The organism is Sphingomonas sp. Leaf5 (genome assembly GCF_001421155.1).
Classification (GTDB): domain Bacteria; phylum Pseudomonadota; class Alphaproteobacteria; order Sphingomonadales; family Sphingomonadaceae; genus Sphingomonas.
Window position 1 is genome coordinate 129735 of record NZ_LMJZ01000025.1, and the last position, 23657, is coordinate 153391.

At 67.9% G+C, this 23657-nt stretch carries 23 protein-coding genes; 17 read left to right on the top strand and 6 right to left on the bottom strand.

Annotated features, from left to right (window positions below; genetic code table 11):
• Positions 1–15 precede the first annotated feature (15 nt).
• Positions 16–2589, top strand: coding sequence for a PAS domain S-box protein (locus ASE50_RS17780; protein ID WP_056403783.1), 2574 nt, complete (start codon positions 16–18; stop codon positions 2587–2589).
• Positions 2590–2654: 65 nt separating this feature from the next.
• Here ASE50_RS17780 and ASE50_RS17785 read toward each other — a convergent pair whose 3' ends face one another.
• The gene (locus ASE50_RS17785) at positions 2655–2969 is read right to left on the bottom strand and encodes a YbaN family protein (RefSeq protein WP_321163384.1); all 315 of its coding nucleotides are present in this window, start codon (positions 2967–2969) and stop codon (positions 2655–2657) included.
• Positions 2970–3439: 470 nt separating this feature from the next.
• Here ASE50_RS17785 and ASE50_RS17790 point away from each other — a divergent pair, with 470 nt between their 5' ends.
• A complete protein-coding gene (locus ASE50_RS17790) occupies positions 3440–4018 on the top strand; it encodes a cell wall hydrolase (RefSeq protein ID WP_082439111.1) in 579 nt (192 codons plus the stop codon).
• A 161-nt stretch (positions 4019–4179) separates the two neighbouring features.
• Here ASE50_RS17790 and ASE50_RS17795 read toward each other — a convergent pair whose 3' ends face one another.
• The 4 genes from ASE50_RS17795 to ASE50_RS17810 are packed head-to-tail and all read right to left on the bottom strand — an operon-like array spanning position 4180 to position 8177.
• A complete protein-coding gene (locus ASE50_RS17795) occupies positions 4180–4527 on the bottom strand; it encodes a hypothetical protein (RefSeq protein ID WP_056403789.1) in 348 nt (115 codons plus the stop codon).
• A gap of 12 nt (positions 4528–4539) precedes the next feature.
• Entirely contained in the window at positions 4540–5943 is a 1404-nt protein-coding gene (locus tag ASE50_RS17800; protein ID WP_056403792.1) for an MBOAT family O-acyltransferase, read from the bottom strand.
• The gene (locus ASE50_RS17805; protein WP_056403793.1) at positions 5944–7191 is read right to left on the bottom strand and encodes a GDSL-type esterase/lipase family protein; all 1248 of its coding nucleotides are present in this window, start codon (positions 7189–7191) and stop codon (positions 5944–5946) included.
• A complete protein-coding gene (locus tag ASE50_RS17810) occupies positions 7191–8177 on the bottom strand; it encodes a DUF459 domain-containing protein (RefSeq protein WP_156347282.1) in 987 nt (328 codons plus the stop codon). The genes ASE50_RS17805 and ASE50_RS17810 overlap by 1 nt, the downstream gene beginning before the upstream one ends.
• 510 nt (positions 8178–8687) lie before the next feature.
• On the opposite strand from ASE50_RS17810, the gene ASE50_RS17815 reads away from it, so the two are divergent.
• The 10 genes from ASE50_RS17815 (at position 8688) to pyrF (ending at position 18253) form a co-directional block, all read left to right on the top strand.
• Positions 8688–9914 carry an SGNH/GDSL hydrolase family protein gene (locus ASE50_RS17815; protein ID WP_056403799.1) on the top strand — a complete coding sequence of 409 codons (1227 nt, stop codon included), beginning with the start codon at positions 8688–8690 and terminating at the stop codon, positions 9912–9914.
• Positions 9911–10591, top strand: coding sequence for a phytanoyl-CoA dioxygenase family protein (locus ASE50_RS17820; protein ID WP_321163385.1), 681 nt, complete (start codon positions 9911–9913; stop codon positions 10589–10591). Before ASE50_RS17815 ends, ASE50_RS17820 begins: the two co-directional genes overlap by 4 nt.
• 59 nt (positions 10592–10650) lie before the next feature.
• Complete coding sequence (locus ASE50_RS17825; RefSeq protein WP_056403803.1) at positions 10651–11343, top strand: glutathione binding-like protein; 693 nt, start codon at positions 10651–10653, stop codon at positions 11341–11343.
• Positions 11344–11460: 117 nt separating this feature from the next.
• The gene (locus ASE50_RS17830) at positions 11461–12024 is read left to right on the top strand and encodes a hypothetical protein (RefSeq protein WP_056403806.1); all 564 of its coding nucleotides are present in this window, start codon (positions 11461–11463) and stop codon (positions 12022–12024) included.
• Between the two features lie 74 nt (positions 12025–12098).
• Positions 12099–12818: a response regulator gene (locus ASE50_RS17835; protein WP_056403809.1), complete on the top strand. Its 720-nt coding sequence runs from the start codon at positions 12099–12101 to the stop codon at positions 12816–12818.
• The gene (locus tag ASE50_RS17840) at positions 12815–14158 is read left to right on the top strand and encodes a sensor histidine kinase (protein WP_056403812.1); all 1344 of its coding nucleotides are present in this window, start codon (positions 12815–12817) and stop codon (positions 14156–14158) included. Before ASE50_RS17835 ends, ASE50_RS17840 begins: the two co-directional genes overlap by 4 nt.
• 46 nt (positions 14159–14204) lie before the next feature.
• Positions 14205–14900 (top strand): endonuclease/exonuclease/phosphatase family protein, encoded by a 696-nt coding sequence (locus ASE50_RS17845; RefSeq protein WP_056403814.1) that lies wholly within the window; start codon positions 14205–14207, stop codon positions 14898–14900.
• Entirely contained in the window at positions 14897–17188 is a 2292-nt protein-coding gene (locus ASE50_RS17850) for a patatin-like protein (protein ID WP_056403818.1), read from the top strand. The genes ASE50_RS17845 and ASE50_RS17850 overlap by 4 nt, the downstream gene beginning before the upstream one ends.
• A gap of 76 nt (positions 17189–17264) precedes the next feature.
• On the top strand, positions 17265–17579 hold the full coding sequence (locus ASE50_RS17855) for a lipopolysaccharide assembly protein LapA domain-containing protein (RefSeq protein WP_056403820.1): 315 nt from the start codon (positions 17265–17267) through the stop codon (positions 17577–17579).
• On the top strand, positions 17576–18253 hold the full coding sequence (gene pyrF, locus ASE50_RS17860) for an orotidine-5'-phosphate decarboxylase (protein ID WP_056403823.1): 678 nt from the start codon (positions 17576–17578) through the stop codon (positions 18251–18253). Before ASE50_RS17855 ends, pyrF begins: the two co-directional genes overlap by 4 nt.
• 407 nt (positions 18254–18660) lie before the next feature.
• Here pyrF and ASE50_RS17865 read toward each other — a convergent pair whose 3' ends face one another.
• The gene (locus ASE50_RS17865; protein WP_056403828.1) at positions 18661–19485 is read right to left on the bottom strand and encodes a hypothetical protein; all 825 of its coding nucleotides are present in this window, start codon (positions 19483–19485) and stop codon (positions 18661–18663) included.
• A 98-nt stretch (positions 19486–19583) separates the two neighbouring features.
• On the opposite strand from ASE50_RS17865, the gene ASE50_RS17870 reads away from it, so the two are divergent.
• The 5 genes from ASE50_RS17870 to accD are packed head-to-tail and all read left to right on the top strand — an operon-like array spanning position 19584 to position 23557.
• Positions 19584–20219, top strand: coding sequence for a phosphoribosylanthranilate isomerase (locus tag ASE50_RS17870; RefSeq protein WP_056403831.1), 636 nt, complete (start codon positions 19584–19586; stop codon positions 20217–20219).
• 39 nt (positions 20220–20258) lie between these two features.
• Entirely contained in the window at positions 20259–21488 is a 1230-nt protein-coding gene (trpB, locus tag ASE50_RS17875; protein ID WP_056403833.1) for a tryptophan synthase subunit beta, read from the top strand.
• A 40-nt stretch (positions 21489–21528) separates the two neighbouring features.
• Entirely contained in the window at positions 21529–21909 is a 381-nt protein-coding gene (locus tag ASE50_RS17880) for an endonuclease domain-containing protein (RefSeq protein ID WP_156347283.1), read from the top strand.
• The gene (trpA, locus tag ASE50_RS17885) at positions 21906–22709 is read left to right on the top strand and encodes a tryptophan synthase subunit alpha (RefSeq protein ID WP_056403955.1); all 804 of its coding nucleotides are present in this window, start codon (positions 21906–21908) and stop codon (positions 22707–22709) included. Before ASE50_RS17880 ends, trpA begins: the two co-directional genes overlap by 4 nt.
• Positions 22706–23557 carry an acetyl-CoA carboxylase, carboxyltransferase subunit beta gene (accD, locus tag ASE50_RS17890; RefSeq protein WP_056403835.1) on the top strand — a complete coding sequence of 284 codons (852 nt, stop codon included), beginning with the start codon at positions 22706–22708 and terminating at the stop codon, positions 23555–23557. The genes trpA and accD overlap by 4 nt, the downstream gene beginning before the upstream one ends.
• Positions 23558–23657: the final 100 nt, after the last annotated feature.

Consider the following 23657-nt stretch of genomic DNA (forward strand, 5'->3'; position numbering starts at 1 on the left):
GGATCACCTACCCGCATGTTGGACATTCCCGCCGCGTCGGCGCTGGATACGCAGGCCCTGCCGGGCTTCCTCGCCGGTAGCGGGGACTGTGCCGCGCTGATCGCGGCGCATGACTGGTCGCGGACGCCGCTCGGACCGATCGATGGGTGGCCGCAGCCCCTGCGCACGACGCTCGCCCTCGCGCTCCGCTCACCGGTTCCGATCGTGCTGTTGTGGGGCGCGGACGGGGTGATGTTGTACAACGATGCCTATTCGGTCTTTGCCGACACGCGGCACCCACGGTTGCTGGGGTCGAACCTCCGGGAAGGCTGGCCGGAAGCCGCCGCCTTCAACGACCATGTCATGGACGTCGTGCTGGCCGGCGGGACGCTGCGCTACCGCGATCAGGAAATGACGCTGGCCCGCAGCGGCCGGCCCGAACGGGTCTGGATGGACCTCGATTATTCGCCGGTACTCGACGAAGCGGGGGTGCCGGCGGGCGTCCTCTGCATCCTTGCCGATACGACCGAACGGTTTGCCAGCGTCCGCCACAGCCAGTTCCTGCTGTCGCTGTCCGACGCGCTCCGGCCGCTAACGACGCGCCGGGACATCACGACCGTCGCCTCCGAACGCATCGCCGAATGGCTCGATGCATCGCGGGTATTCTATGCCGAGATCGGCGTCGATGGGCGGATGGTCGTCGAACGCGATTATTGTCGCGGCGTGCCGTCGCTCGCCGGCGTCCATTCGCTCGACGCGTTCGGCCCCGGTCTGCTCGACGCCTATCGCAGCGGCGTGCCGCTGGTCGTCGCCGACGTGGCGGGCAACATGGCCCTGAACGACGAAGCCCGTGCCGGTCTGGCCGAACGGCAGGTCGGGGCGTTCGTCGACGTCATGCTGTTCGACAAGACCGATCGCGTCGGCGTGCTGGCGGTCCAGTCGGCCCACCCCCGCTCGTGGACGGCGGCCGAGGAACATCTGGTCCAGGAGGTTGGCGAGCGGGTCAAGAGTGCGGTCGAACGCGCCCGCGCCGAGGAAGGGCTGCGCCGGCTGAACGAGACGCTGGAGGAACAGGTCGCGATCCGGTCCGCCGAGCGCGACCGGCTGTGGAACCTGTCGCAGGACATGCTGGCCCGCGCCGATTTCGCGGGCATGATGTCGGCGGTCAGCCCGGCATGGACGCAGATCCTGGGGTGGAGCGAGGCCGAACTGCTGTCGCGCAGTCATGCCAGCTTCATGCATCCCGACGATATCGCCCAAACGGCGGCGGCGATCGCCGGCATGGCAAGGACGCGCCAGCCGACCCGGTTCGAAAACCGGTTCCGGACCCGCGACGGCAACTGGAAGCATATCGAATGGACCGTCGCCCCCGAAGCCGATGGCAGGAACTTCGTCGCGGTCGGCCGCGACCTCACCACCGCCAAGGCCCGCGAAGCCGATCTGGAAGTGGCCCGCGAAGCATTGCGGCAGAGCCAGAAGATGGAGGCGATGGGCAGCCTGACCGGCGGCGTCGCGCATGATTTCAACAATCTGCTGACCCCGATCATCGGCTCGCTCGACATGCTGGTCCGCAAGGGCGTCGGCACCGATCGCGAGCGGCGGCTGATCGGCGGTGCCCTGCAATCGGCCGAGCGTGCCAAGACGCTGGTCCAGCGCCTGCTGGCCTTTGCCCGCCGCCAACCGCTGCAACCGACCGCGGTCGATGTCGCACGGGTGATCGACAGTATGGCCGGGCTGATCGGATCGACGCTGGGGCCGACGATCGCGATGCGTGTCGATCTGGCTGACCTGCCGCCGGCGCGCGCCGACCTGAATCAGCTCGAAATGGCGTTGCTGAACCTGGCGGTGAACGCGCGCGACGCGATGTCCGACGGCGGCACGCTGACGATCAGCGCGCGACACGAAACCGTCGTTTCGGCAACCAGGGGCGATTTCGCGCCGGGCCGGTATGTCCGGTTGAGCGTCGGCGACAGCGGCATCGGCATGGACGAGGAAACCCGTCGCCGCGCGATCGAACCGTTCTTTTCGACCAAGGGCGTCGGCAAGGGGACCGGGCTGGGACTGTCGATGGTCCATGGCCTGACCGCGCAGCTGGGCGGCGGGCTGACGATCGACAGCACCCCCGGCCACGGGACGGTGGTCAGCCTGTGGCTGCCGGTCAGCGAGACGGCGATCTGCGCCGACGAACCGATCGTCGACATCCAGCCGCTATCGGGGCGGCGCGGCACCGCCCTGCTGATCGACGACGAGGAACTGGTCCGTATGAGCACGGCGCACATGCTGTCCGACCTCGAATACCGCGTGGTCGAAGCCGCGAGTGCCGAAGATGCGTTGCGGATGATGGGCGACGGGCTGTGCCCCGATATCGTCGTCACCGATCACCTGATGCCGGGTATCAGCGGCGCGCAACTCGCCCGGATGCTGAAGGTCACCCATCCGCTGCTGCCGGTCCTGATCGTATCGGGCTATGCCGAGGAAGACGGCATCGATTCCGATATCCCGCGCCTGACCAAACCGTTCCGCAACGACGAGTTGCAGGCGAGCCTGACGGCGCTCTCCGCGACGGTCGCGGCCAGCGAGGACCTGATCCGGATCATCGAACTGGCCTGATCTGGTCGGTGGTCCGCGCGGCGACGGTCCGCCGAAAGGCGACCATGACCGGCGGCGGACGACGGCTACCGGGTCGGGCGTGAGAGGATGTAGGCGGCGCAACCCGCCATCAGCACCGCCACGCCGCCGCCGAGCAGCAGGCCCGGCCGCGCGCTCCACAGGAACATCGCATAGCCGATCGCGATGCCGCCACACGCCATAGCCTTCGCCCGTCGACCGACCGCCCCGTGCCGCCGCCATGCGGTCAGCGTCGGCCCGAAGCGCGGATGATCGAGCAGCCACCGCTCCAGCCGCGGCGACCCGCGCGCGAAACAGGCGGCGGCCAGAATCAGGAAGATCGTCGTCGGCATCACCGGCAGCAGCGCGCCGATCACCCCCAACAGGACGAAGCACTAGCCAAGCACGATCCAGCCGAACCGCACCAGCCGTATCCGGCGCGTCATCGGTTCAGGAAAAACGGGCGGCACCATGATCGACACCCTACCGCGTGCCCAACGATCCCGATACCGCCGAAGCTGAACGGAAGGTTGATCCGGCAGGGCTAAAGACGATTCGCGACAATCGCGCGACGCCAGTCATGGTTTAAATCGATTAACACCTGCCGATTTCATCGTTTCGGCCATGGATTGATCGGATACCGCGAACGCTTCGTCGCCGATGAACGGCGGTTGCGTTGACACGTCGTCGCATCACGGCGAAGAGCCGGTCCGAGTTTAGCCGGTCCGGCGATTTGCGCTTTCGAGAAGCAGGTAACGGACGGCGAGACGTGGGGGTTCCTGACGGCCGCTCTATTTTGTCCGCGTTTCTGCGGCCGATGGCGGGCACCCTCGCGCACTAGCAGTGAGTGGGAATGAATAAGCGCTGGTCCGTACTGGTTTTGTGGAGCCTGACCGCAGTAAGCGGCGTCGCGAGTGCCCATGTCGCGATGAGCACGGATTCCGAACCAGCGGTTGCCCTGCAACCGACACCAGTTGCCGACGTCCCTGCCCCCGTCGCCTTTGCCACGCCCGCCCCGGTGGTGCAGGCCCTTCCCGAAGCCGAACCGGCTCTCACGGAAACCGAAACCTCCAGCCTCGACAAACGCGAAGTCGAATGCATCGCCAAGGTCGTCGTGCACGAAGCCGGCAACCAGCCGCATCGTGGACAGGTCGCCGTAGCGCAGGTCATCCGTGCCCGCATCAACAGCGGCCGCTTCGCCGACAGCGCCTGTGGCGTCGTCAAGCAGCGCGGTCAGTTCTTCAACGTCGACGCCTATGACCCCCCGCGCAACAATGGCCGCTGGGACAACGCCGTCGACATCGCCAAGCGCACGTTGAGCGGCAAGGGTGAAGACGTTGCTCCCGGCGCGCTGTTCTTTCATTCGGCCGGCGCGTCGATGCCCAAGCGCACCCGCGTCACCCAGATCGCCGACCACACCTTCTACCGCTGATCGACGCCACCTGCCCCGGCAGGATCGCGTTTCCGCAACGCCCGCGCTGAGCCACGCTCGCGCGGGCGTTGCTGTTTGTGGGGTAGCGCGGTGACCCTAGCCCCTTTCATTGCCCTCACCGTTCGCCGCCTTCGGAAGAGAAACGCCCCCCCCGCCCGTCCTCAGCGCGCGCTGCCATCCTCGCCCGACTGCTCGTCGCCGAACCGTGCCGCCTGCGCCGCTCCCCAGCGCCTGCGTACCGCCGCGCGTGGCGCGTCGAACCCGAGCTTCCCCGTCAGCGCCACCCAAGACGCGATCGGCGCGCGCAGCGGCTCGGTGAGCGGCGACGGCGGCAGTTCGTCGAACCACGCCCCGATCGCGTGTGCGTTGAAGACGCTCAGCAGCAGCGTCGCCGTCGCGATGACGCCGGTCATCCAGCGCCACGGCCGCACCGTGTCGATCGGGTCCGCCGGCACCAGCACCGGCGATCCGACTTCGGCGATCTCTCCCTGTTCGGCACCGGTGGTCATCCTCGTGCTCCGTCAGAACTGGTAATAGATGAACGGCGCGACCCCTTCGGGACGCATCGCGTCGACGATCAGGATCAGGGCGCCCAGCGCCAACCCTATGACCGGCGCGGCATGGGCCCGGACGCGCACCGCGATGCCCGGCAGGATGCCGACCGGCACGGCATGGATCGCCAGCCCCAGCGCGACCAACCCCAGCGACAGCGGCGTCACCAGCGTGTTGCGCCAATCGCCGGCGAACAGCTGACCGAGATAGGCGAACGCCTCCCCCTCCCCCTGCGCACGGAAGAATATCCAGCCAAGCACGACAATGTGGAAGGTCAGCAGGATGCCGGCCCAGCGCGGTGCCACCGGCAGTCCGGCCGGGCGATGCCGCGACCAGAATCGTTCGATCGCCAGCCAGCCGCCATGCAGCGCGCCCCAGATCACGAAGCTCCAGCTGGCACCATGCCACAGCCCGCCGAGCAACATGGTCAGTAACAGGTTCAGATAGGTGCGCACCGGCCCCTTCCGACTGCCGCCCAGCGGGATGTAGAGATAGTCGCGCAGCCAGCTCGACAGGCTGATATGCCAGCGCCGCCAGAAATCCTGCAACGAGGCGGCACGATAGGGCTGATCGAAATTGCGCGGAAAGGTATAGCCGAGCAGCGCCGCCAGCCCGATCGCCATGTCGGAATAGGCGGAGAAGTCGCAATAGATCTGCACCGCATAGCCATAGGCCCCCATCAGCAGGTCGAGGCTCGACCGGCTGACGGGATCGAAGAACGCCGGGTCGACCAGCGCCCCGGCCAGCTGCGATGCGATCACCGCCTTCTTGAACAGGCCCCACAGGATCAGCAGCAGGGCGGCGGCGGCGGTGCCGCGATCGATCGTCGGCACGCGGCGAAACTGCGGCAACAGGTCGGCACCGCGCACGATCGGCCCGGCGACCAGATGCGGGAAGAACGACATCAGCAGCGTCAGGTCGAGCAGGCTCGCCGCAGGCACGCGTCGGCGATGCACGTCGACCAGATACGATATCGCCTGAAAGGTGAAGAAGGACACGCCGACCGGCAACACCACCTGCAACAGCGGCAGGTCGCGGCCGAACCCCAAGGGCTGCAACAGCGTGGCCAGCTGTTCGAGGAAGAAGCCGGCATATTTGAAATAGCCGAGCACGCCCAGATTGGCAGCGACGCCGATGGTCACCAGCGCCCGGCCGCGCCGATCCTCGCTGCGCACGATCGCCGCCGCCAGCGCCCAGTTGACGAACGCCGACACGAACAGCAGCGCGACGAACCGCGCATCCCATGCCTCGTAGAAGAACCAGCTTGCCAGCAGCAGCGCGATCTTGCGCCACTCGTTCGACCGCCCCAACGACCAGGTGATCGCGTAGACGATAAGGAAGAACAGCCCGAAGCTGAGCGTGGGAAACAGCATTTAACGAACCGTCAGCGCAGGAACCGTGGGTGCCGTCAGGCTGGTCATGGCAAGGTCGAGATCGGCTTGCAGCAGCCGCGCGATTTCCGCCCCGCCCCGGCTGGTGAAATGCACATGGTCGCCGCGCATCAGCGGCGGCGCCCCCTGTGTCCAGCCATCGGCGACGCAGCGCCCGCCCATCGCCTGTGCCCAGTCCCAATAGGCGATGCCGAACGCCCTTGCCTGCCGCCGCTGGATCGCCTGAACCGATGCCAGTGCCGCCGTCGGACGCCACAGCGCGGAAGAAGCGCAGGGCAGGCTCGCGCCGCTCTCGCCGACCTGCAGGCTGGGGATGCGGGTTGCGGAATCGGGTGCGCCGAACAACAGCATCGGCACGCCGGGTGCCAGTTGTCGCAACCGGGTCAGGTCGGCCCGCAGCGTCGCTTCATAGGCGGTGGCGGAAAAGCCGGGGCGGAATGCCTCGTTGGTGCCGAACGCGACGACGATCAGGTCGGGGCGATAGGCGGCGAGTTCGGTCGCGACGACGCGGTCGTCGGTACGGTCGAAATGGGTGAATTGCGCACCGACGGTGCCGAGATTCGACAGGATCACCCCGCCGCCCCAGGCGCGTTCGGTGCCCCATGATGTCAGCGTCACCGGTCCCGACACGACGGTGACCGACGCGGTCGCGGCATCGGCCCCGGCATCGAGCGTACGACAACGGCTGCCGGGTTCGATCGCAACCAGCGGCCAGTCGACGACGGCGGCACCGATGGCGAGTTGCACCGTCCCCGCCCCCGGTCCGGTCAGCGCGCAGACGGTCAGCCGGTCGAACGTCCGCCCGCCATCGGCACCAAGGGTGATCGAGGCACCCGGCGTGTAGCTGGTGAGGCTATAGGCGCTGACGCCCATCCGCACGCTGCCGGCCGATTGATAGGCTGAACCGAAAATGCCGTTGACGCTCCAGCCGGCCGACTGGGTCGCGGTGATGTCGCGTGTCAGGTATCCGGCGTAAGGCCTTCCGGGAGCAAGGGTTCCGCGTCCGGCGCGACCATAGCGATCCTGCAACAGCGTCCGCCAGCTGCCGGTGATCTGATCGCCCGCAGTGTGGCTGTCGCCGATCTGAAGGATGCGGACCGGTGCCGGGCTGCTGCGCGCGGTGGCCAGCTTTTGCAGGAACGGGCGGATGCGGTCGGCGTCGCACAGTGCCCCTTGGCAGGTCGCGGTCGCGGCGGCCTGCGCCATCGCCCATGCGAGCAGCGCGGACATCAGTTGGCGCTCCCGGTCGGCGTCGCGGTCGGTGCCGGACGGCCGGCGGCCTGTCGCACCCGATCTGCATAGCGCCGCAGGTCGGTGGCGACGCCGTTCGTCAGCCGCTGATACCCGACGCCGATCATGTGCAGCCCGTCCCCGGTCCGCATCAGCACCGGCTTGCCGGTTTTCAGGTCGGGCAGATAGGCATTGTACTTGCCCCCGGCATCCAGTGTCAGCGGCCGCGAATCAATGAACGGCACGCCCAGACGACGCATACGCTCTTCGTAGAACGCGTCCATCGCTTGCATATCGGCATCGAGTTGCGCATCCCGCATCACCGGCAACCCCACCCAGTAAACGACCGCACCGGTCGAACGGACCGCCGCCACGAAACTGTCGATGCGGTCGCCGATCACCTGTTCCCAGCCATCGCTCATCAACGGATGGAGATGCCCGTCCGCAAACACAGCCTGATTGTCATTCGCGCCGAAGCTGATGACGACCGCATCGACGGGTTGCTGCCGCAACTGTTCACGGGCGCGCTGTTCGAGGTCGAGGGTGCGATACCGCGTGAAACCAGTGGCTTCCTTGGCAAACTTCAGAACTTCGAACCCGTCGCTCTTCGGCAATTGCCGGTACAGTGCGTCCCAGATGCCGTTGCCGAAACTGTCGCCGAAAACGCCGACCCGCAGCACGCCGTCCCGCCGCATCCGGCCGATCACGCGCGGGTCGAGCGCGCCGTCGACGGTACGCGCCGAGGCCGAAGGCGAAGCGAGAGGCGCTGGCGGTGCGACAGTATCACGCCCGGTCGATGATGCGCCGGGTGCAAGCGGCGGCGTCGGTGAGATCGTCGGCGCGGGTATGGCGGGCAACTCAATCCGGCCATGTCCGGCAAAGGACAGCCCGACCACGAACCCCGCGATCAGACCGAGCACGAGGACCGCCATCCGGTCCCCCAGCCACCACAGCCTGGAATCCGTCGCGCGAGAGGCAGCAGTCACGTTCGATACTCGTTCAGGTCAGGAATGGGCGCGCATCGCAGCGCGCGGGTAGCGCGATGCGCGTACCCCGTCCCGCAAATTCCGGCAAGCAGACCGAACGCGGTCCAACCGGCGGACCGGTCGATCCGTCTTTGACTGAGACTAGGCGGGATCGACATTCAGTTCGCTGGGCGCAGCAATGGCGTTCCATACCCGTTCGTCACTCCCGCGCAGGCGGGAGTCCATAATACGCCTGCGTCGCGAATCCAGCCAAACCGTTGGCGTATATGGATTCCCGCCTGCGCGGGAATGACGAAATTCTGTGGTGGTCTCTGAATGTCGATCGGTCCTAGCTGGACGACGATCGGACATGGTGTGCCAGCAGGGAGGGGCCGACGCATCGTCGGCGGAGGCATGGTTGGCACTCGATCGCCAACAGTCGGAACGCGATCTACCCGATACTTGACCAACCGCCGATCGGACCGATTGTGATAGCGGTATCGGAGCGGTGATTCGGTGGGGGTGGTAGGGATGAGGATGTTCAACCGGTTCGGCGCGGCTGCCGCGTTGGCGACGATGGCGATGCCGGCGCATGCCGGACCGTGGGTCGCGGGCTGGACGACGTCGCCGATCAGGCCGAGTGCCGAACAGGCCCTGACCGACGCGCAATATCGCGAGGCGACAGTGCGGCAAGTGGTCCGGGTGTCGATCGGCGGACGGGCGGTGCGGGTGCGGTTTTCGAACCGGTTCGGCGCGACGCCGTTGCGCATCGCCGGTGCCGGCATCGCGCTGGCGACCGGCCCGGCGGCCGCATCGATCCGTGAGGATAGCCACCGGGCTCTGACGTTCGGTGGAAAGGCGATGGTCGAGATTCCGGCGGGAGCGGATTTCTGGTCCGATCCGGTCGCGTTGCCGGTCACCGCGCTCGCCGATCTGGCGATCAGCACCCGCTTCGCCGACCTGCCGCTGCAACAGACCGGCCATCCGGGCGCGCGGACCCGCAGCTGGATCGCGCAAGGCGAACGGCTGTCCGATGCCGCCTTCGCCGGTGCGACGCCGGTCGAGCGATGGTTCCAGATCGCGGCGGTCGACGTCGACGCCGCGCCGACCGCGCGCGCCATCGTCGCGCTGGGCGATTCGATCACCGACGGGTACGGCGTAAAGGACGGCCGCAACCAGCGCTGGACCGATGGCCTTGCCCGACGGCTGGCGGCGAACCGGGCGACGCGTGGCGTGGCGGTGCTGAACCACGGGATCGGCGGCAATTGCCTGCTGGTCGAATGCCTTGGCCCCAATGCGCTGTCGCGGTTCGACAGCGACGTGCTGAGCCAGCCCGGTGCGCGGTACCTGATCCTGCTCGAAGGGATCAACGACCTGGGCGGGCTGGCGCGCGAAACGCCGGCCAGTGCCGAGGAACGACGCGCGCATGTCGACCGGATGATCGCCGGCTATGCGCAGGTCGTCGCCCGCGCCCGTGCCAAGGGGCTGAAGGTCATCGGCGGCACGGTGACGCCCTTCATGAGCAACACTTATTACCACCCCGATACAGCGGCCGAGGGTTCGCGGCAGGCGGTCAATGCGTGGATTCGTACGCCCGGCAATTTCGACGCGGTGATCGATTTCGACCGCATCGTCCGCGATCCCACCCAGCCCGACCGGCTTTTGCCGGCCTATGATTCGGGCGACCATCTCCATCCGTCGATGGCGGGGTATCAGGCGATGGCCGATGCCGTGCCGCTGGCATTGTTCGCGAAGTGACGGTTCGCGAAGCGACGCCGACGCTCGATTGCGACGGCGCGATGCTGATACCGGGCGCGGTGGCGAGCGTCCTGCCGACGATCGAGGCGGCGCTGGGCACGGTACCAATCGAACGGGCGGGGGTGCGGCTGCACGGCGTTGCGGCGCTGCGCGACCTGCTGGCACCGGGCGGCGCGATCGGTGCGATTGCGGGTGACGTGCTCGGGCCTGAAACCCGGCCGGTCCGTGCCCTGCTGTTCGACAAGTCGGCGGCGACCAACTGGGCGCTCGGCTGGCATCAGGACCGGACGATCGTGGTGCGCGAACGGCGCGACGCGCCGGGTTTCGGTCCGTGGACCGTCAAACAGGGGTTGCAGCATGTCGCCCCGCCCTTCGCGCTGCTCGAAACCATGATGACGTTGCGGGTTCATCTTGACCCGGTTCCGATCGATAACGCGCCGCTGCTCGTCGCGCTCGGGTCGCACAAGCTCGGACGGATCGCGGAGAGTGCAGTGGAGGCGGTCGTCAGTGCCAGCCGTGTCCATGCCTTTCTCGCCCAACGTGGCGATGTCTGGCTCTATGCGACGCCGATCGTGCATGCGTCGGACGCTGCCGAACGCCCGGCCCGGCGGCGGGTGTTGCAGGTCGATTTCGCCGCGCAGCCGCTTCCCGGCGGGTTGGCGTGGCTGGGCGTCTGACCCTTGGCGCAGGCGGGAGCGGCCCCCATGTGCGGCGCGAACCAATCGGAGCCTGCTTCATGATCGACCTGCACTACTGGCCGACGCCCAATGGCCACAAGATCACGCTGTTCCTTGAGGAAGCGGGGCTGCCCTATACCATCCACCCGGTCGATATCGCCAATGGCGAGCAGTTCCGACCGGAATTCCTCGCCATTGCCCCCAATAACCGGATGCCGGCGATCGTCGATCACGAACCGGCGGGCGGCGGCGGTCCTTTGGCGATCTTCGAATCGGGGGCGATCCTGTTGTATCTGGCGGAAAAGACCGGCCGGTTCCTGCCCGCCGATCTGCCGGGGCGGTATGACGCGATCCAGTGGCTGATGTGGCAGATGGGCGGGCTGGGGCCGATGGCCGGGCAGAATTTTCATTTCAACGTCTATGCGCCCGAGAAGATTCCCTACGCACAGGACCGCTATATCCGCGAAACGACGCGGCTGTACGGGGTGCTCGACAAGCGGCTGGCCGATCGGGCGTTCGTCGCGGGCGACTATTCGATCGCCGACATGGCCGCCTATCCTTGGATCGTCCCGCACGAGGCGCAGGGGCAGAAGCTGGACGACTTCCCCCATCTGAAGCGCTGGTTCGATACGATCGGCGCGCGTCCGGCGACCATCGCCGCCTATGAGAAGGGCAAGGCGGTCGGCTATCGCGAGCAGCCGATGACCGACGAGCAGCGTCGCGTGCTGTTCGGAACGCCCGCCCCGCGCTGAACGGGACGTGCGACAAACTGCGACAAAAAGGGGCGGCGGCGACATAGGCTGACGACAAGTCGCGGCGATATGGGGGCATCATTCACCGGGGGTGCCCCCGTTTTTGAAAGGTTCGTCATGCGATCGTTCATCGTCGCCGCTTCTTTGGCCGCCATCGCCATGCCCGGCATGGCGTTCGCCGCACAGACCCCGCCGCCCGGCCCCGACCGTGCCGTCACCCGCGCCGATGCGATGGCGCGCGCCGACCAGCGCTTCGACGCGCTCGACACCGACCGCGATGGCAAAATCAGCGCGACTGAACGCGCCGTCGCGGCAGGTCCCGCGGGTGAGGACGGGCCGCGCCGCCGCGGCGGTGGCCGGATGCTCGAACGGGCCGATGCGAACCGCGACGGCGTCGTCACCCGCGGCGAGTTCCGCGCGATGGCCGCTGCCGGCTTCGACCGGCAGGACGTCAATCGCGACGGCAAGGTCGATGCGGCCGAACGCCGTCAGGGGCGCGAACAGCGGATGAGCCGGCGGGGGCAGCAGGGCGGCACCATCACCCGCGCCGCGTTTCAGGCGCGCGCGCTCGCCCGGTTCGAGCGCATGGACGTGAACAAGGACGGGCAGATCGATCCGGCCGAACGCTTCATGGTGCGGGAAAAGCGGATGCAGCGGCGCGCGCCGCATGTCGCCGGCTGATCCCGCGCCGGACGGCGGGTGTCGCCCGCCGTCCGGCGTTCCTTTCAGGAGCTTCCGCGCATAGCATGTCCGACATGGCCGATATCCCGCACCTCCTGCTGGTCGACGACGAACGATCGATCCGCGAACCACTTGCCCAATATCTGACGAAACAGGGGTTTCGCGTGACCCAGGCGGGCGATGCCGAGGGGGCGCGGGCGCGGCTCAACGCCTATGCCATCGATCTCGCCATCCTCGACATCATGATGCAGGGCGAGGACGGGCTGTCGCTGTGCCGCCATATCCGCGAGACCAGCGAGACGCCGGTCATCCTGCTGACCGCAAGGACGGAGGAGACCGACCGGATCGTCGGGCTGGAAATGGGGGCCGACGATTATGTCGTGAAACCCTTTTCCCCGCGCGAACTGGCGGCGCGGGTCAAGGTGGTGCTGCGGCGGACCGGCGGCGGTACGGTCCGGCAACACGCCCCGGAGGCGGGATCGTTCGCCTTTGCCGGTTGGGTGCTGAAGACCGGCGAGCGGGCGCTGGTCGATCGTGAGGGCGTGTCGGTGCCGCTTTCGACCGGCGAATATAATCTGCTCCATGCGCTGGTGACGCGGCCGCGGCAGGTGTTGACCCGCGACCAGTTGCTCGACCTGACCCAGGGGCGCGAGGCCGCCGCCTTCGACCGGGCGATCGACAATCAGGTCAGTCGGCTGCGCAAGAAGATCGAGACCGACGTCCGCAACCCCGACATCATCAAGACCGTGTGGGGCGGCGGCTATACGCTGGCGGCCGAGGTGACCCGCCTGTGAGGCGCTTGGGGCCGACCAGCCTGCCCGGCCAGATCGCGCTGCTGGTCGCGGTCGCGCTGTTCGTGGCGCAGGCACTCAATTTCACGCTGTTGCTGCGGGAACGCCGCGCGTTCCGCTTTGCCGAGATCACCCTGCCCGCCGTCACCCGCCTGATCGATGCGGCGGAGCGGACCGGTGCGCCGCGCCGGACCGGCGACGACCGGATGCGCGGCGTTCGGCTGGTCACCGACCGGGTGCCGCCGCTGCGCGGTGCGGTCGAGACCGATGTCGAACGAACGATCCGCAGCAATTTCGCGGAAGCCGGCATCCGCGTCGGCCGGATCGCCGCCCGCATCCGCCCGATCGACGAAGCCGAAATCCGCGATCGCGGCATCGGCGGACGGCGGGCAGATCGGTTGCGGCGGATGGGCGCGGTGCTCGACGCGGCGGTCGAACTGCCTGGGCGCGGCTGGCTGGTATCGCATACGGCGTGGCCGATGGCCGAGCGCGGGCTGTTGTGGCAGCTGCTGGCGCAGACCTTCATCCTCTACGTCATCGTCCTGCTGCCGGTGTTGTGGATCGGACGCCGCATCGCCAAGCCGCTGCGACAGTTGGCGGTGGCGGCACGGGCGTTTCATCCGGGCCGCCCCCTGCCCGCGATCGAACCGTCCGGGCCGCAGGACGTGCGGCTGCTGATCTCCGCCTTCATCGATCTGGGGCAGCGGGTGAATGCGATGGTTGATGAGAAGGACCGGATGCTGGGCGCGATCGGCCATGATCTGCGCACGCCGCTGGCCGCGCTGCGCGTCCGGATCGAATCGGTCGAGGACGATACCGACCGCGCGCGCATGGCGGAAACGATCGACGAGATGAACGCGACGCTCGACGATATCCTGTCGCTGGCGCGGCTCGGCCGACCGAGCGAGGCCGCTACCGATGTCGACATGGCGGCGCTGGTCGACGCGGTGGTCGACGATTTCCGCGACCTTGGCCACGACGTCGATTTCGTCGAGGCGGCGCGCGTACCGCTGCACCTGCGCCCCAATCTGATGCGGCGGGCGGTGCGCAACCTGATCGAGAACGCCATCAAATATGCCGGGGCAGCGGAGGTGCGGGTGGAAACGGGCGCGCACGCGGTGACGATCGTCGTCGCCGATCGGGGACCGGGCATCCCGGTCGACCGGCTGGACGCCGTGTTCGATCCGTTCATCCGGCTGGAAACGTCGCGCAACCGCGATACCGGCGGGATCGGTCTGGGGCTGGCACTGGCGCGGGCGATCGTTCGCGATGCCGGTGGCGAGATCGCGCTGGCCAACCGCGACGGCGGCGGGCTGAACGCGACGATCCGGTTGCCGCGCTGATCGCCCGAGAAACGAAATACGATACCGCGACGTTGTGCGCTGAACGATGATCAAAGTAGCCAGCTACAACATGCGCAAGGCGATCGGCACCGACCGTCGCCGGATGCCCGAACGGACGCTGGAGGTGCTGCGTGAGATCGATGCCGATATCATCGCCTTGCAGGAATGCGACCGCCGGCTGGGCGAACGCGCCGGAGTGATTACGGCCCATCTGCTGGACGAACACAGCCCATGGGTCGCGGTGCCGCTGGCGATCCGGGCGCAGTCGATGGGATGGCATGGCAACGCTTTGCTGGTCCGCAAGGACGCGAGCGTCAGCGGGCAGCGACGGATCGAGATCCCCGCACTCGAACCGCGCGGGGCGGTGCGCGCCGACGTGACCACCCATGGCGTGACGCTGCGGGTGGTCGGCATGCATCTCGACCTGTCGGGGCTGTGGCGGCGCAAGCAGGCGCATGCGATCCTGAGCGAGGTCGATGGCTGTACGCCGAAACTGCCGAGCGTGTTGATGGGCGACCTGAACGAATGGATGCCGCGGTCGGGCTGCCTGCGCGATTTCGGACGGACGCATAGCTTTGCCGAGACCGGCCCCAGCTTTCACGCGCGCCATCCGGTCGGGCGGCTCGACCGGATCATGGTGTCGGGCGAACTGACGATCGTCGATGCCGGCGTCCATCACAGTGCGGCGGCGCGCAAGGCGTCCGACCATCTGCCGATCTGGGCGACGCTCGCACCGGCATGAGCGACGCGCCGCTGCACGAACGCGAACTGCGCCTTGCGCTGGTCTGCTATGGGGGGATCAGCCTTGCCGTCTATATGCATGGGCTGGTCAAGGAAATCTGGCACATCGCCCGCGCCAGTCGGGCGGTGCAGGACGATGGCGATCCGCTGACGGGCAGTGCGGGGGTGTATCAGGCGATGCTGGCCGATCTGGCGGCGTTGACCGGCATCCGGCTGCGCGTGCTGGTCGATATCGTCGCGGGGGCCAGCGCGGGCGGGATCAACGGCGTGTTTCTGGCGCAGGCGGTGTCGACCGGCCAGTCGCTCGATCCGCTGACCGACCTGTGGCTGAACGGTGCCGATATCGAGGCGCTGATCGATCCGGCACAGGGTCCGGCCAGCGCCTTGTCGCGGCCATGGGCGCGGCCGATCGCGTGGATGGCGCTGGGCCGTGAGGGCGAGGACGCGTCGAGCGTCGATATCGCCGCGCGCGACGAACTGCGCGCCAAGCTCGATCGCTTCGTCCGGGCGCGCTGGTTCCAGCCGCCCTTTGGCGGGCGGGCGATGGTCGACATGCTGCTCGATGCCTTTGCCGCTATGGCGGCGGCACCTGCCGGGCCACGGCTGTTGCCGCCGGGCCAGCCGCTCGACCTGTTCGTGACGGTTACCGACTTCGCCGGGCATCCCGAGGTGCTGCGGCTCAATTCGCCGAAGGAAGTGGTCGAGACCGAACATCGGCTGGTCATCGGGTTTCACGACCATGGCGGCGACCGGCTGGCCGATGCCGCCGAACTGGTGTTCGCGGCACGGGCGACGTCGAGCTTTCCCGGTGCGTTTCCGCCGTTTCGGGTCGGGGAACTGGATGCGGCGCTGGCCGATCGCGACGTCGACTGGCCGGGACGCGAAGCGTTTCTGCGGCGGGTGCTACCGCGCCAGTCGGCGGTGGGCATGGCGGATCAGGCGACGCTGATCGACGGGTCGGTGCTGGCCAACGCGCCGTTCGCGCCCGCGATCGATGCGCTGCGCGAACGGCCGGCGCGGCGACAGATCGACCGGCGGTTCGTCTATCTCGACCCGGCACCCAACCATAAATTCGGCATCGGCACCGCCGCCGACGGGCCACCCGGCTTCTTCCAGACGATTCTGGGCGCGCTGTCCGAACTGCCGCGCAAGCAACCGATCCGCGACAATCTGGACGCGATCCAGCGGCGGTCCGAACGGATCGAACGGATGCTGGCGATCGTGGACAAGCTGCGTGCCGGGGTCGAAGCGGAGGTCGAGCAGTTGTTCGGCTATACGCTGTTCCTCGACTGGCCGACCCCGGCGCGGCTGGCCGGCTGGCGGCAGCGGGCGCAGGTACAGGCGGCGAAGCGTGCCGGATACGGTCATGCCGCCTATGGCCTGTCGAAGGTCGATCAGGTGCTCGACCGGCTGGCCGATCGCGTCGCGACGCTGGCCGAGGATGCGTCGCCCGACCGGGTCCGGCGGTTGCGTGAGGGATTTGCGCAGGTCGTCGCCGACAGCGATGCCGGCCGGTTCGACGGCGACGGCGCGTCGGAAGCGGCCATTGCCTTTCTGCGATCGCACGACCTCGCTTTTCGCATCCGGCGGTTGCGGTTGCTGGTGCGGACCCTGTCCGCGATGGAACCCGAGCAGGATGCGGCGGCGCTGGCCCCGGTGCGCGAGGCGATCTTTGCCAGCCTGACGCCGTATCTGGCGTGCGAGAATGCCGACCATTTCGCCGGGGTGCGGACGCTGGTCGAGGACAAACGCGCCGATCCCGGTGCATTGCTGGCGGCAATGGCCGAGGCGATGGACCTGACCACGCTCGACGCGCGGACCGATGCGCGATTGTCGGAGGCGCTGGCCGCCGCCCCGCGCGACATCCGGCGGCCGATCCTGCTCGCCTATCTCGGCTTTCCGTTCTTCGACATCGCGACCCTGCCGCTGCTCGGCGGCGAAGGGCTGGACGAATTCGATCCGGTGCGGGTCGATCGGATCGCGCCCGACGACGCGCCGTCGATCCGGGCGGGCGGGGCCGAGGCTACGCTCAAAGGGATTCGTTTCAACAATTTCGGCGCGTTCTTCAGCCGGTCCTACCGCGAGAACGACTATCTGTGGGGGCGGCTGCACGGGGCCGAACGGATGATCGACATCGCGCTGTCGACGCTGCCCGCCGAGGTCCGCCTGCCGCCCGGCTGGATCACGCGGCACAAGCGCGCCGCGTTCCTCGCCATTCTGGACGAGGAACAGCCGCGGTTGCAGGCGATCCAGCCGCTGTTCGACGAATTGCGCGCCGAAATCGGCTGACCCTGTCGCCTATTGGAAAAGCCGCCGCGACGGGCGTAAGGAAGGGGCGACGACAACGACGAAGGCCGCCCGAGCGATGCAGTTCCTGAAAACCCTGTTCTGGGCATTGCTGGTGGGGGTGATCGTCGCCTTTGCGCTCAACAACATGACGATGGTGCCGCTGAAGCTGTGGGGCACGCTGTATGCCGATGTGAACCTGCCGCTGCTGCTGCTCGTCACGTTTCTGGCCGGGTTCCTGCCGACCTTCGTCGCGCTCCACCTGACGCGCTGGCGGCTGCGGCAGCTGATCGTGGCGACCGACCGGACGCTGGCCGACCTGCACCGGGTCGAGGCGACGCCGACGCATGCCGTCGATCCCGCGCCGACCGTTACGCCGGGAGGGATCGTATGAGCCGTTCGCCGATCTATGTCGCGATCGACACGCCCGATCTGGACCGGGCCAAGATGCTGGCGCAGGCGGTGCGCGGGCATGTCGGCGGGCTGAAACTGGGGCTGGAATTCTTCATGGCCAATGGCCGGGCGGGTGTTCGGACGATGGCCGATCTGGGCCTGCCGATCTTTCTCGACCTGAAATTCCACGATATTCCGAACACGGTCGCCAAGGCGATCCAGGCGCTGGGACCGCTCGACCCCGCGATCCTGACCGTCCATGCCGCCGGCGGGCGGGCGATGCTGGAGGATGCGAAGGCCGCCGCGCCGCTGGGGACCAAGGTGGTGGCGGTGACGATGCTGACCAGCCTCGACGCGCACGACCTGTCGTCGATCGGCCTCACCCCCGATCCGCATGAGCAGGTGGTGCGGCTGACCGAACTGGCGAAGAGCGCCGGGATCGACGGCGTCGTCTGTTCGGGGGCCGAGGTGGCGGCGGCGAAAAAGGCGTGGCCGCAGGGGTTCTTCGTCGTGCCGGGGGTGCGACCGGCAAACGGACCGGTCGGCGACCAGAAGCGGGTGGTGACCCCGCGTGCTGCGCTGGACGGCGGGGCGTCGGTGCTGGTGATCGGACGACCGATCAGCCAGGCCGAGAACCCGGATCAGGCGGCGAGGGCGATCGAAGCGACGCTCTGACGCGCCGGCAGAGGTCGAGCGAAGCACGACCGCGCCCCACGAGGCGCGTCCGGCCGGCGGCGCGAGAAGCGCCGACCGACGACGCGGGCTTTGCCCGCGGCGCGCCCGAAGTTTGCGAAGTTGACACGGATCGAGTTGTTGGGGCGGTGTGGTCGCTCGAGAAAAACATTCGCCTCCAATTACTTACTGGGCAACGGTGTAAACTTCGGTCGTGAAAGTTTGCACGAAATTGCCGGATGCGGGGCCGATAGTTACGGATAAGAGCGGTCGTTCGGATTGCTCCCCTCCCTGACAAGGGAGGGAGTAAGGTCCAAGGACGTGGCTAAGGGCTTGAACGGTTCAAAGAGCGCGAGCCGGCGATCCGGTCGACGCCGACCATGCCACCGCCCCGCCCTGTAGGAAACCGATCAGCCGCCGACGCGCACCCACAGGGCGGTGGCGTCGTCGCTGACCTTGAACCGGGCGAAGCGCAGGCAGGCGGCATCGTCCTGTTCGATCTGGCGCAGGTCGACGCCGAGCTTTGCGAGGCCGCCGGTTCGGACCGCCGCGAACAGGCCGTCCGCGTCATGGACGCCGTACGAATCGACCAGCGCCACGAAGCCGTCGGTCATCAGCAGCAATTCATCGCCGATCGCGATGTCGAACCGGGCCGTGGCCATTACCGCCGCGCTGGCGGCAGCATCGACCCCGAGCACGCGCTGGCCGGCGCGCGAGCGCGATGCGCGCCGATCGGCCAGCACGTCGGCGCTGCGCAGCTTCACCGCGCCGATGCCGGGGCCGAGCGCGGCGGCCTGTGCGCGTTCGCTGGTTCGGCTGGGTACCGGGGTGCGCCACGCCACCCTGTCACCTGAGGCGTGGAGGATCGAACAGTCGCTGGCCCATGCCACGTCCAATCCGGAATCGACCAGTTGGATGGCGGCAAAGGAGGCGCGGGGCAATTCCCATGGCCCCTGCGGTTCGCGCTGCCGCTGTCGGGCATAGGCCGCCTCGACCGTGGCGAACACCCGATGACAGGTGTCACGCAGGTCGCCACCCTCGATCGCGGCGAAGGCGGCGTCGGCCGTCGCCGCAAGCCACGCCGCCCCGCCCTGTGCCCCCAACAGCCCCGGCGGCGACAGGTCGGTCGCGCCGTCGATCACCCAGGCGTGGCGCGCCCGTACCCCGGCGCGGTCGTCGTTCGGAACCGCCGGATCGCCGCACAGGCCGAGCGATTGAATCAGGTTGAAATACATGCTCGTGCTGTAGACGAAACCCGGCCGGCCCTCCAGACGAACATGGGGCGTACCGCATCCCCTATCGCCGTGCCCGATCGCCCGCTAAGCCGCGCGGCATGACGCTCATCAAGATCTGCGGCCTGTCGACGCCCGAAACGCTGGCCGCCGCGCTGACCGCCGGGGCGAGCCATGTCGGTTTCGTGTTCTTTGCCCCCTCCCCCCGCAATCTGGCGTTCGATGCGGCGGCGGGCCTGGCGCGGCAGGTGCCGGGACAGGTCGCGAAGGTCGGCGTGTTCGTCGATCCCGACGACGCGCTGATCGATGCGGCGCTGGCGGCGGCGCGGCTCGACGCGATCCAGCTGCACAAGACCGCGCCGCAGCGGATCGCCGCGATCCGGGCGCGGACCGGCAAGGAGGTCTGGGGCGCGGTCGCGGTCAAGACGCGTGCCGATCTGAACGCCGCACGGACGCTGGTCGGGGCCACCGACCGGGTGCTGTACGATGCGAAGACGCCGCCGGGGGCGGCGCTCCCCGGAGGCATGGGATTGCGGTTCGACTGGGGCCTGCTCGACGGGTTCGTCCATCCGCTGCCATGGGCGTTGTCGGGCGGGCTGGATGCCGGCAATGTCGTGGAGGCGATCCGGGTGACGCGTGCGCCGCTGGTCGATGTATCGTCGGGCGTCGAGAGCGCCCCGGGGGTCAAGGACGCCGGCCGGATCGCGGCGTTCGTGCGCAGCGTGACCGGCGGCTGATACTCGACAGCGCCCGCCGCCGGGCGTAACGAGCGGCGTATGAACGCTCCCAACAGCTATCGCGCCCAGCCCGACGATCGTGGTCATTTCGGAGCCTTTGGCGGCCGGTATGTCGCCGAGACGCTGATGCCGCTGATCCTCGACCTCGACCGCGAATATAAGGCGGCGAAGGTCGATCCGGCGTTCGCCGCGCAGTTCGACGACCTGATGACGCATTATGTCGGCCGGCCCAGCCCGCTCTATCATGCCGAACGGCTGTCGGAGACGCTGCGCGCATCGGCCGAGCCGGGCATGGGGGCGCAGGTGTGGTTCAAGCGCGACGAGCTGAACCATACCGGCGCGCACAAGATCAACAACTGCATCGGGCAGATCCTGCTGGCGATCCGCATGGGCAAGACCCGGATCATCGCCGAGACGGGCGCCGGCCAGCATGGCGTGGCGACGGCGGCGGTCTGTGCGCGTTTCGGCCTGCCCTGTGTCATTTACATGGGCGCGAAGGACGTCGAGCGGCAGCAGCCCAACGTGTTCCGCATGAAGCTGCTGGGGGCCGAGGTGCGTCCGGTGACGAGCGGTGCGGCGACGCTGTCGGACGCGATGAACGAGGGTCTGCGCGACTGGGTCGCGAACGTCCACGACACCTTCTACATCATCGGCACGGCGGCGGGGCCGCACCCCTACCCGGAGATGGTGCGCGACTTCCAGAGCATCATCGGGCGCGAGGCGCGCGCGCAGATGCTGGAGCGGACCGGCCGCCTGCCCGACCTGCTGGTCGCGGCGATCGGCGGCGGATCGAATGCGATCGGGCTGTTCCATCCGTTCCTCGACGATCCGGACGTCGCGATGCTGGGCGTCGAGGCGGCGGGCCATGGGCTGGACAAGGACCATGCCGCTTCGCTGGCCGGCGGGTTCCCGGGTATTCTGCATGGGAACAAGACGTACCTGTTGCAGGATGAGGACGGGCAGATCGCCGAGGGGCATTCGATCTCTGCGGGCCTCGATTATCCGGGGATCGGACCGGAACATGCATGGCTGCGCGATATCGGGCGGGTCGAATATGACAGCGCTACCGATGTCGATGCGTTGGATGCGTTCCAGATGCTGTGCCGGACCGAGGGGATCATTCCCGCGCTGGAACCCGCGCACGCGATCGCGGCGGTGGCGCGGCGGGCGAAGACCATGCGGTCGGATCAGATCATCCTCGCCAACCTGTGTGGGCGGGGGGACAAGGATATCTTCACGGTGGCGAGCGCGCTGGGGGTAGAGATCTAAAAGCCCTCCCCCTTCAGGGGAGAGGGTTGGGAGAGGGGTCTTGCGCGACGCTTTGTTGATTGAGCGGGCGAACGCTGCGCGCAAGGCACCTACCCCCGCCGAGCAGAAGCTGTGGTTCGCGTTGCGGGCCGAGGGGTTCGCGGGCGTGAAGTTCCGGCGGCAGAAGGTGATCGGGCCGTATATAGCAGACTTTGCGGCTAACTCTCCGAAGCTGGTGTTGGAACTCGACGGCCACTTGCACGGCGACACCGCCGCTTACGACGCCGAACGCACCGCCTATTTGACGCAAGCCGGCTATCGGGTAGTGCGGTTTACCAATGCCGATGTGATGTACAATCTCGACGGCGTGTTGAGACAGTTGGAAGACGTTGTGAACAATCCCCTCTCCCAACCCTCTCCCCTGAAGGGGAGAGGGCTTTGACCGTCCGCCTTGCTGCTGCCTTCGCGAAAGGCCGGCCCGCGCTCGTGTGCTTCGTCACCGCCGGCGATCCTACGCCTGACGCGACGCCCGCCATTCTCGACGCGCTGGTCGCGGGGGGTGCGGACGTGATCGAACTGGGTATGCCGTTCACCGATCCGATGGCCGATGGCCCCGCGATCCAGTCGGCGAATATCCGGTCGCTGGCGGCGGGAACGCGGACCGCCGATGTGTTGCGGATCGCCACGGATTTCCGGACGCGCCATCCCGACGTACCGCTGGTGCTGATGGGCTATGCCAATCCGATGGTCCGGCGCGGGGCCGACTGGTTCGCGCAAGCCTGCGCCGCCGCTGGCGTCGACGGGGTGATCTGCGTCGACATCCCACCCGAGGAAGACGACAGCCTTGGCCAACAGTTGCGTGAGCACGGCGTCGCCGCGATCCGGCTGGCCACGCCGACGACCGACGCGGCGCGGCTGCCGCAGGTATTGGCGGGGGCCGGCGGCTTTCTCTATTATGTCTCGGTCGCCGGGATCACCGGCAAGCAGCAGGCGGTGCAGGGATCGATCGACGATGCCGTCGCCCGGCTGAAGGCCGCAACCGACCTGCCGATCGCGGTCGGCTTCGGCGTGCGCACGCCCGAACAGGCGGCGAATATCGCCCGCGTCGCCGACGGTGTCGTCGTCGGATCGGCGATCGTCGAGATCGTCGCGCAGCACGGTGCAGCCGCCGCCGCCCCCGTCCAATCCTATATCGAAAGCCTCGCCGCTGCGATCCGCACGGCGAGCAGGGAACCCGCATGAGCTGGCTCAATCGCGTCCGCAACGCCCTGCCCTTCGTCGCGCGCAAGGAAACGCCCGATCACCTCTGGCATAAGTGCAAGGGGTGCGGGCAGATGATCTTCAACAAGGAATGGGAAGAGAATCTGCATGTCTGCCCGCAATGCGACCATCATGGCCGCATCGGGCCGAGGGAGCGGTTCCAGCAGTTGTTCGATGACGGCAGCGTCGAGATCCTGCCCAATCCGAAGGTCGCCGAAGACCCGCTGAAGTTCCGCGACAGCAAACGCTATGTCGATCGGTTGAAGGCGGCACGGACCGATACCGGCGAACAGGACGCCTTTCAGAACGCCTATGGCACGATCGCCGGCCGGGCGTGCGTGATCGGCGTGCAGAATTTCGCGTTCATGGGCGGGTCGATGGGCCAGTTCGTGGGCGAGGCGTTCATCGCCGGGGTCGAGGCGGCGATCGCACGCGGCGTGCCGTACATCGTCTTCACCGCCAGCGGCGGGGCGCGGATGCAGGAGGGCATTTTGAGCCTGATGCAGATGCCACGCACGACCGTGGCGATCGAGATGCTGCACGATGCCGGACTGCCCTATCTGGTGGTGCTGACCGATCCGACGTCGGGCGGGGTGATGGCGGCGTACGCGATGCTGGGCGACGTGCAGATCGCCGAGCCGAAGGCGACGCTGGCGTTCACCGGACGGCGCGTGATCGAGAGCACGATCCGCGAAAAGCTGCCCGACGATTTCCAGACGTCGGAATATTATCGCGACCATGGGTTGATCGACCGCGTGACGCACCGGCGCGACCTGCCGGCCGAACTGGCGCAGTTGATCGAGTTTCTGGGGCGCAAAGACGCGGCTTGACGTTTTCGTTCCTCCCCGCTCCGCGGGGAGGGGGACCATGCGCAGCATGGTGGAGGGGGGTTGCCATGGGCGGAGCGTGTGCGGCGACGACCCTCCACCA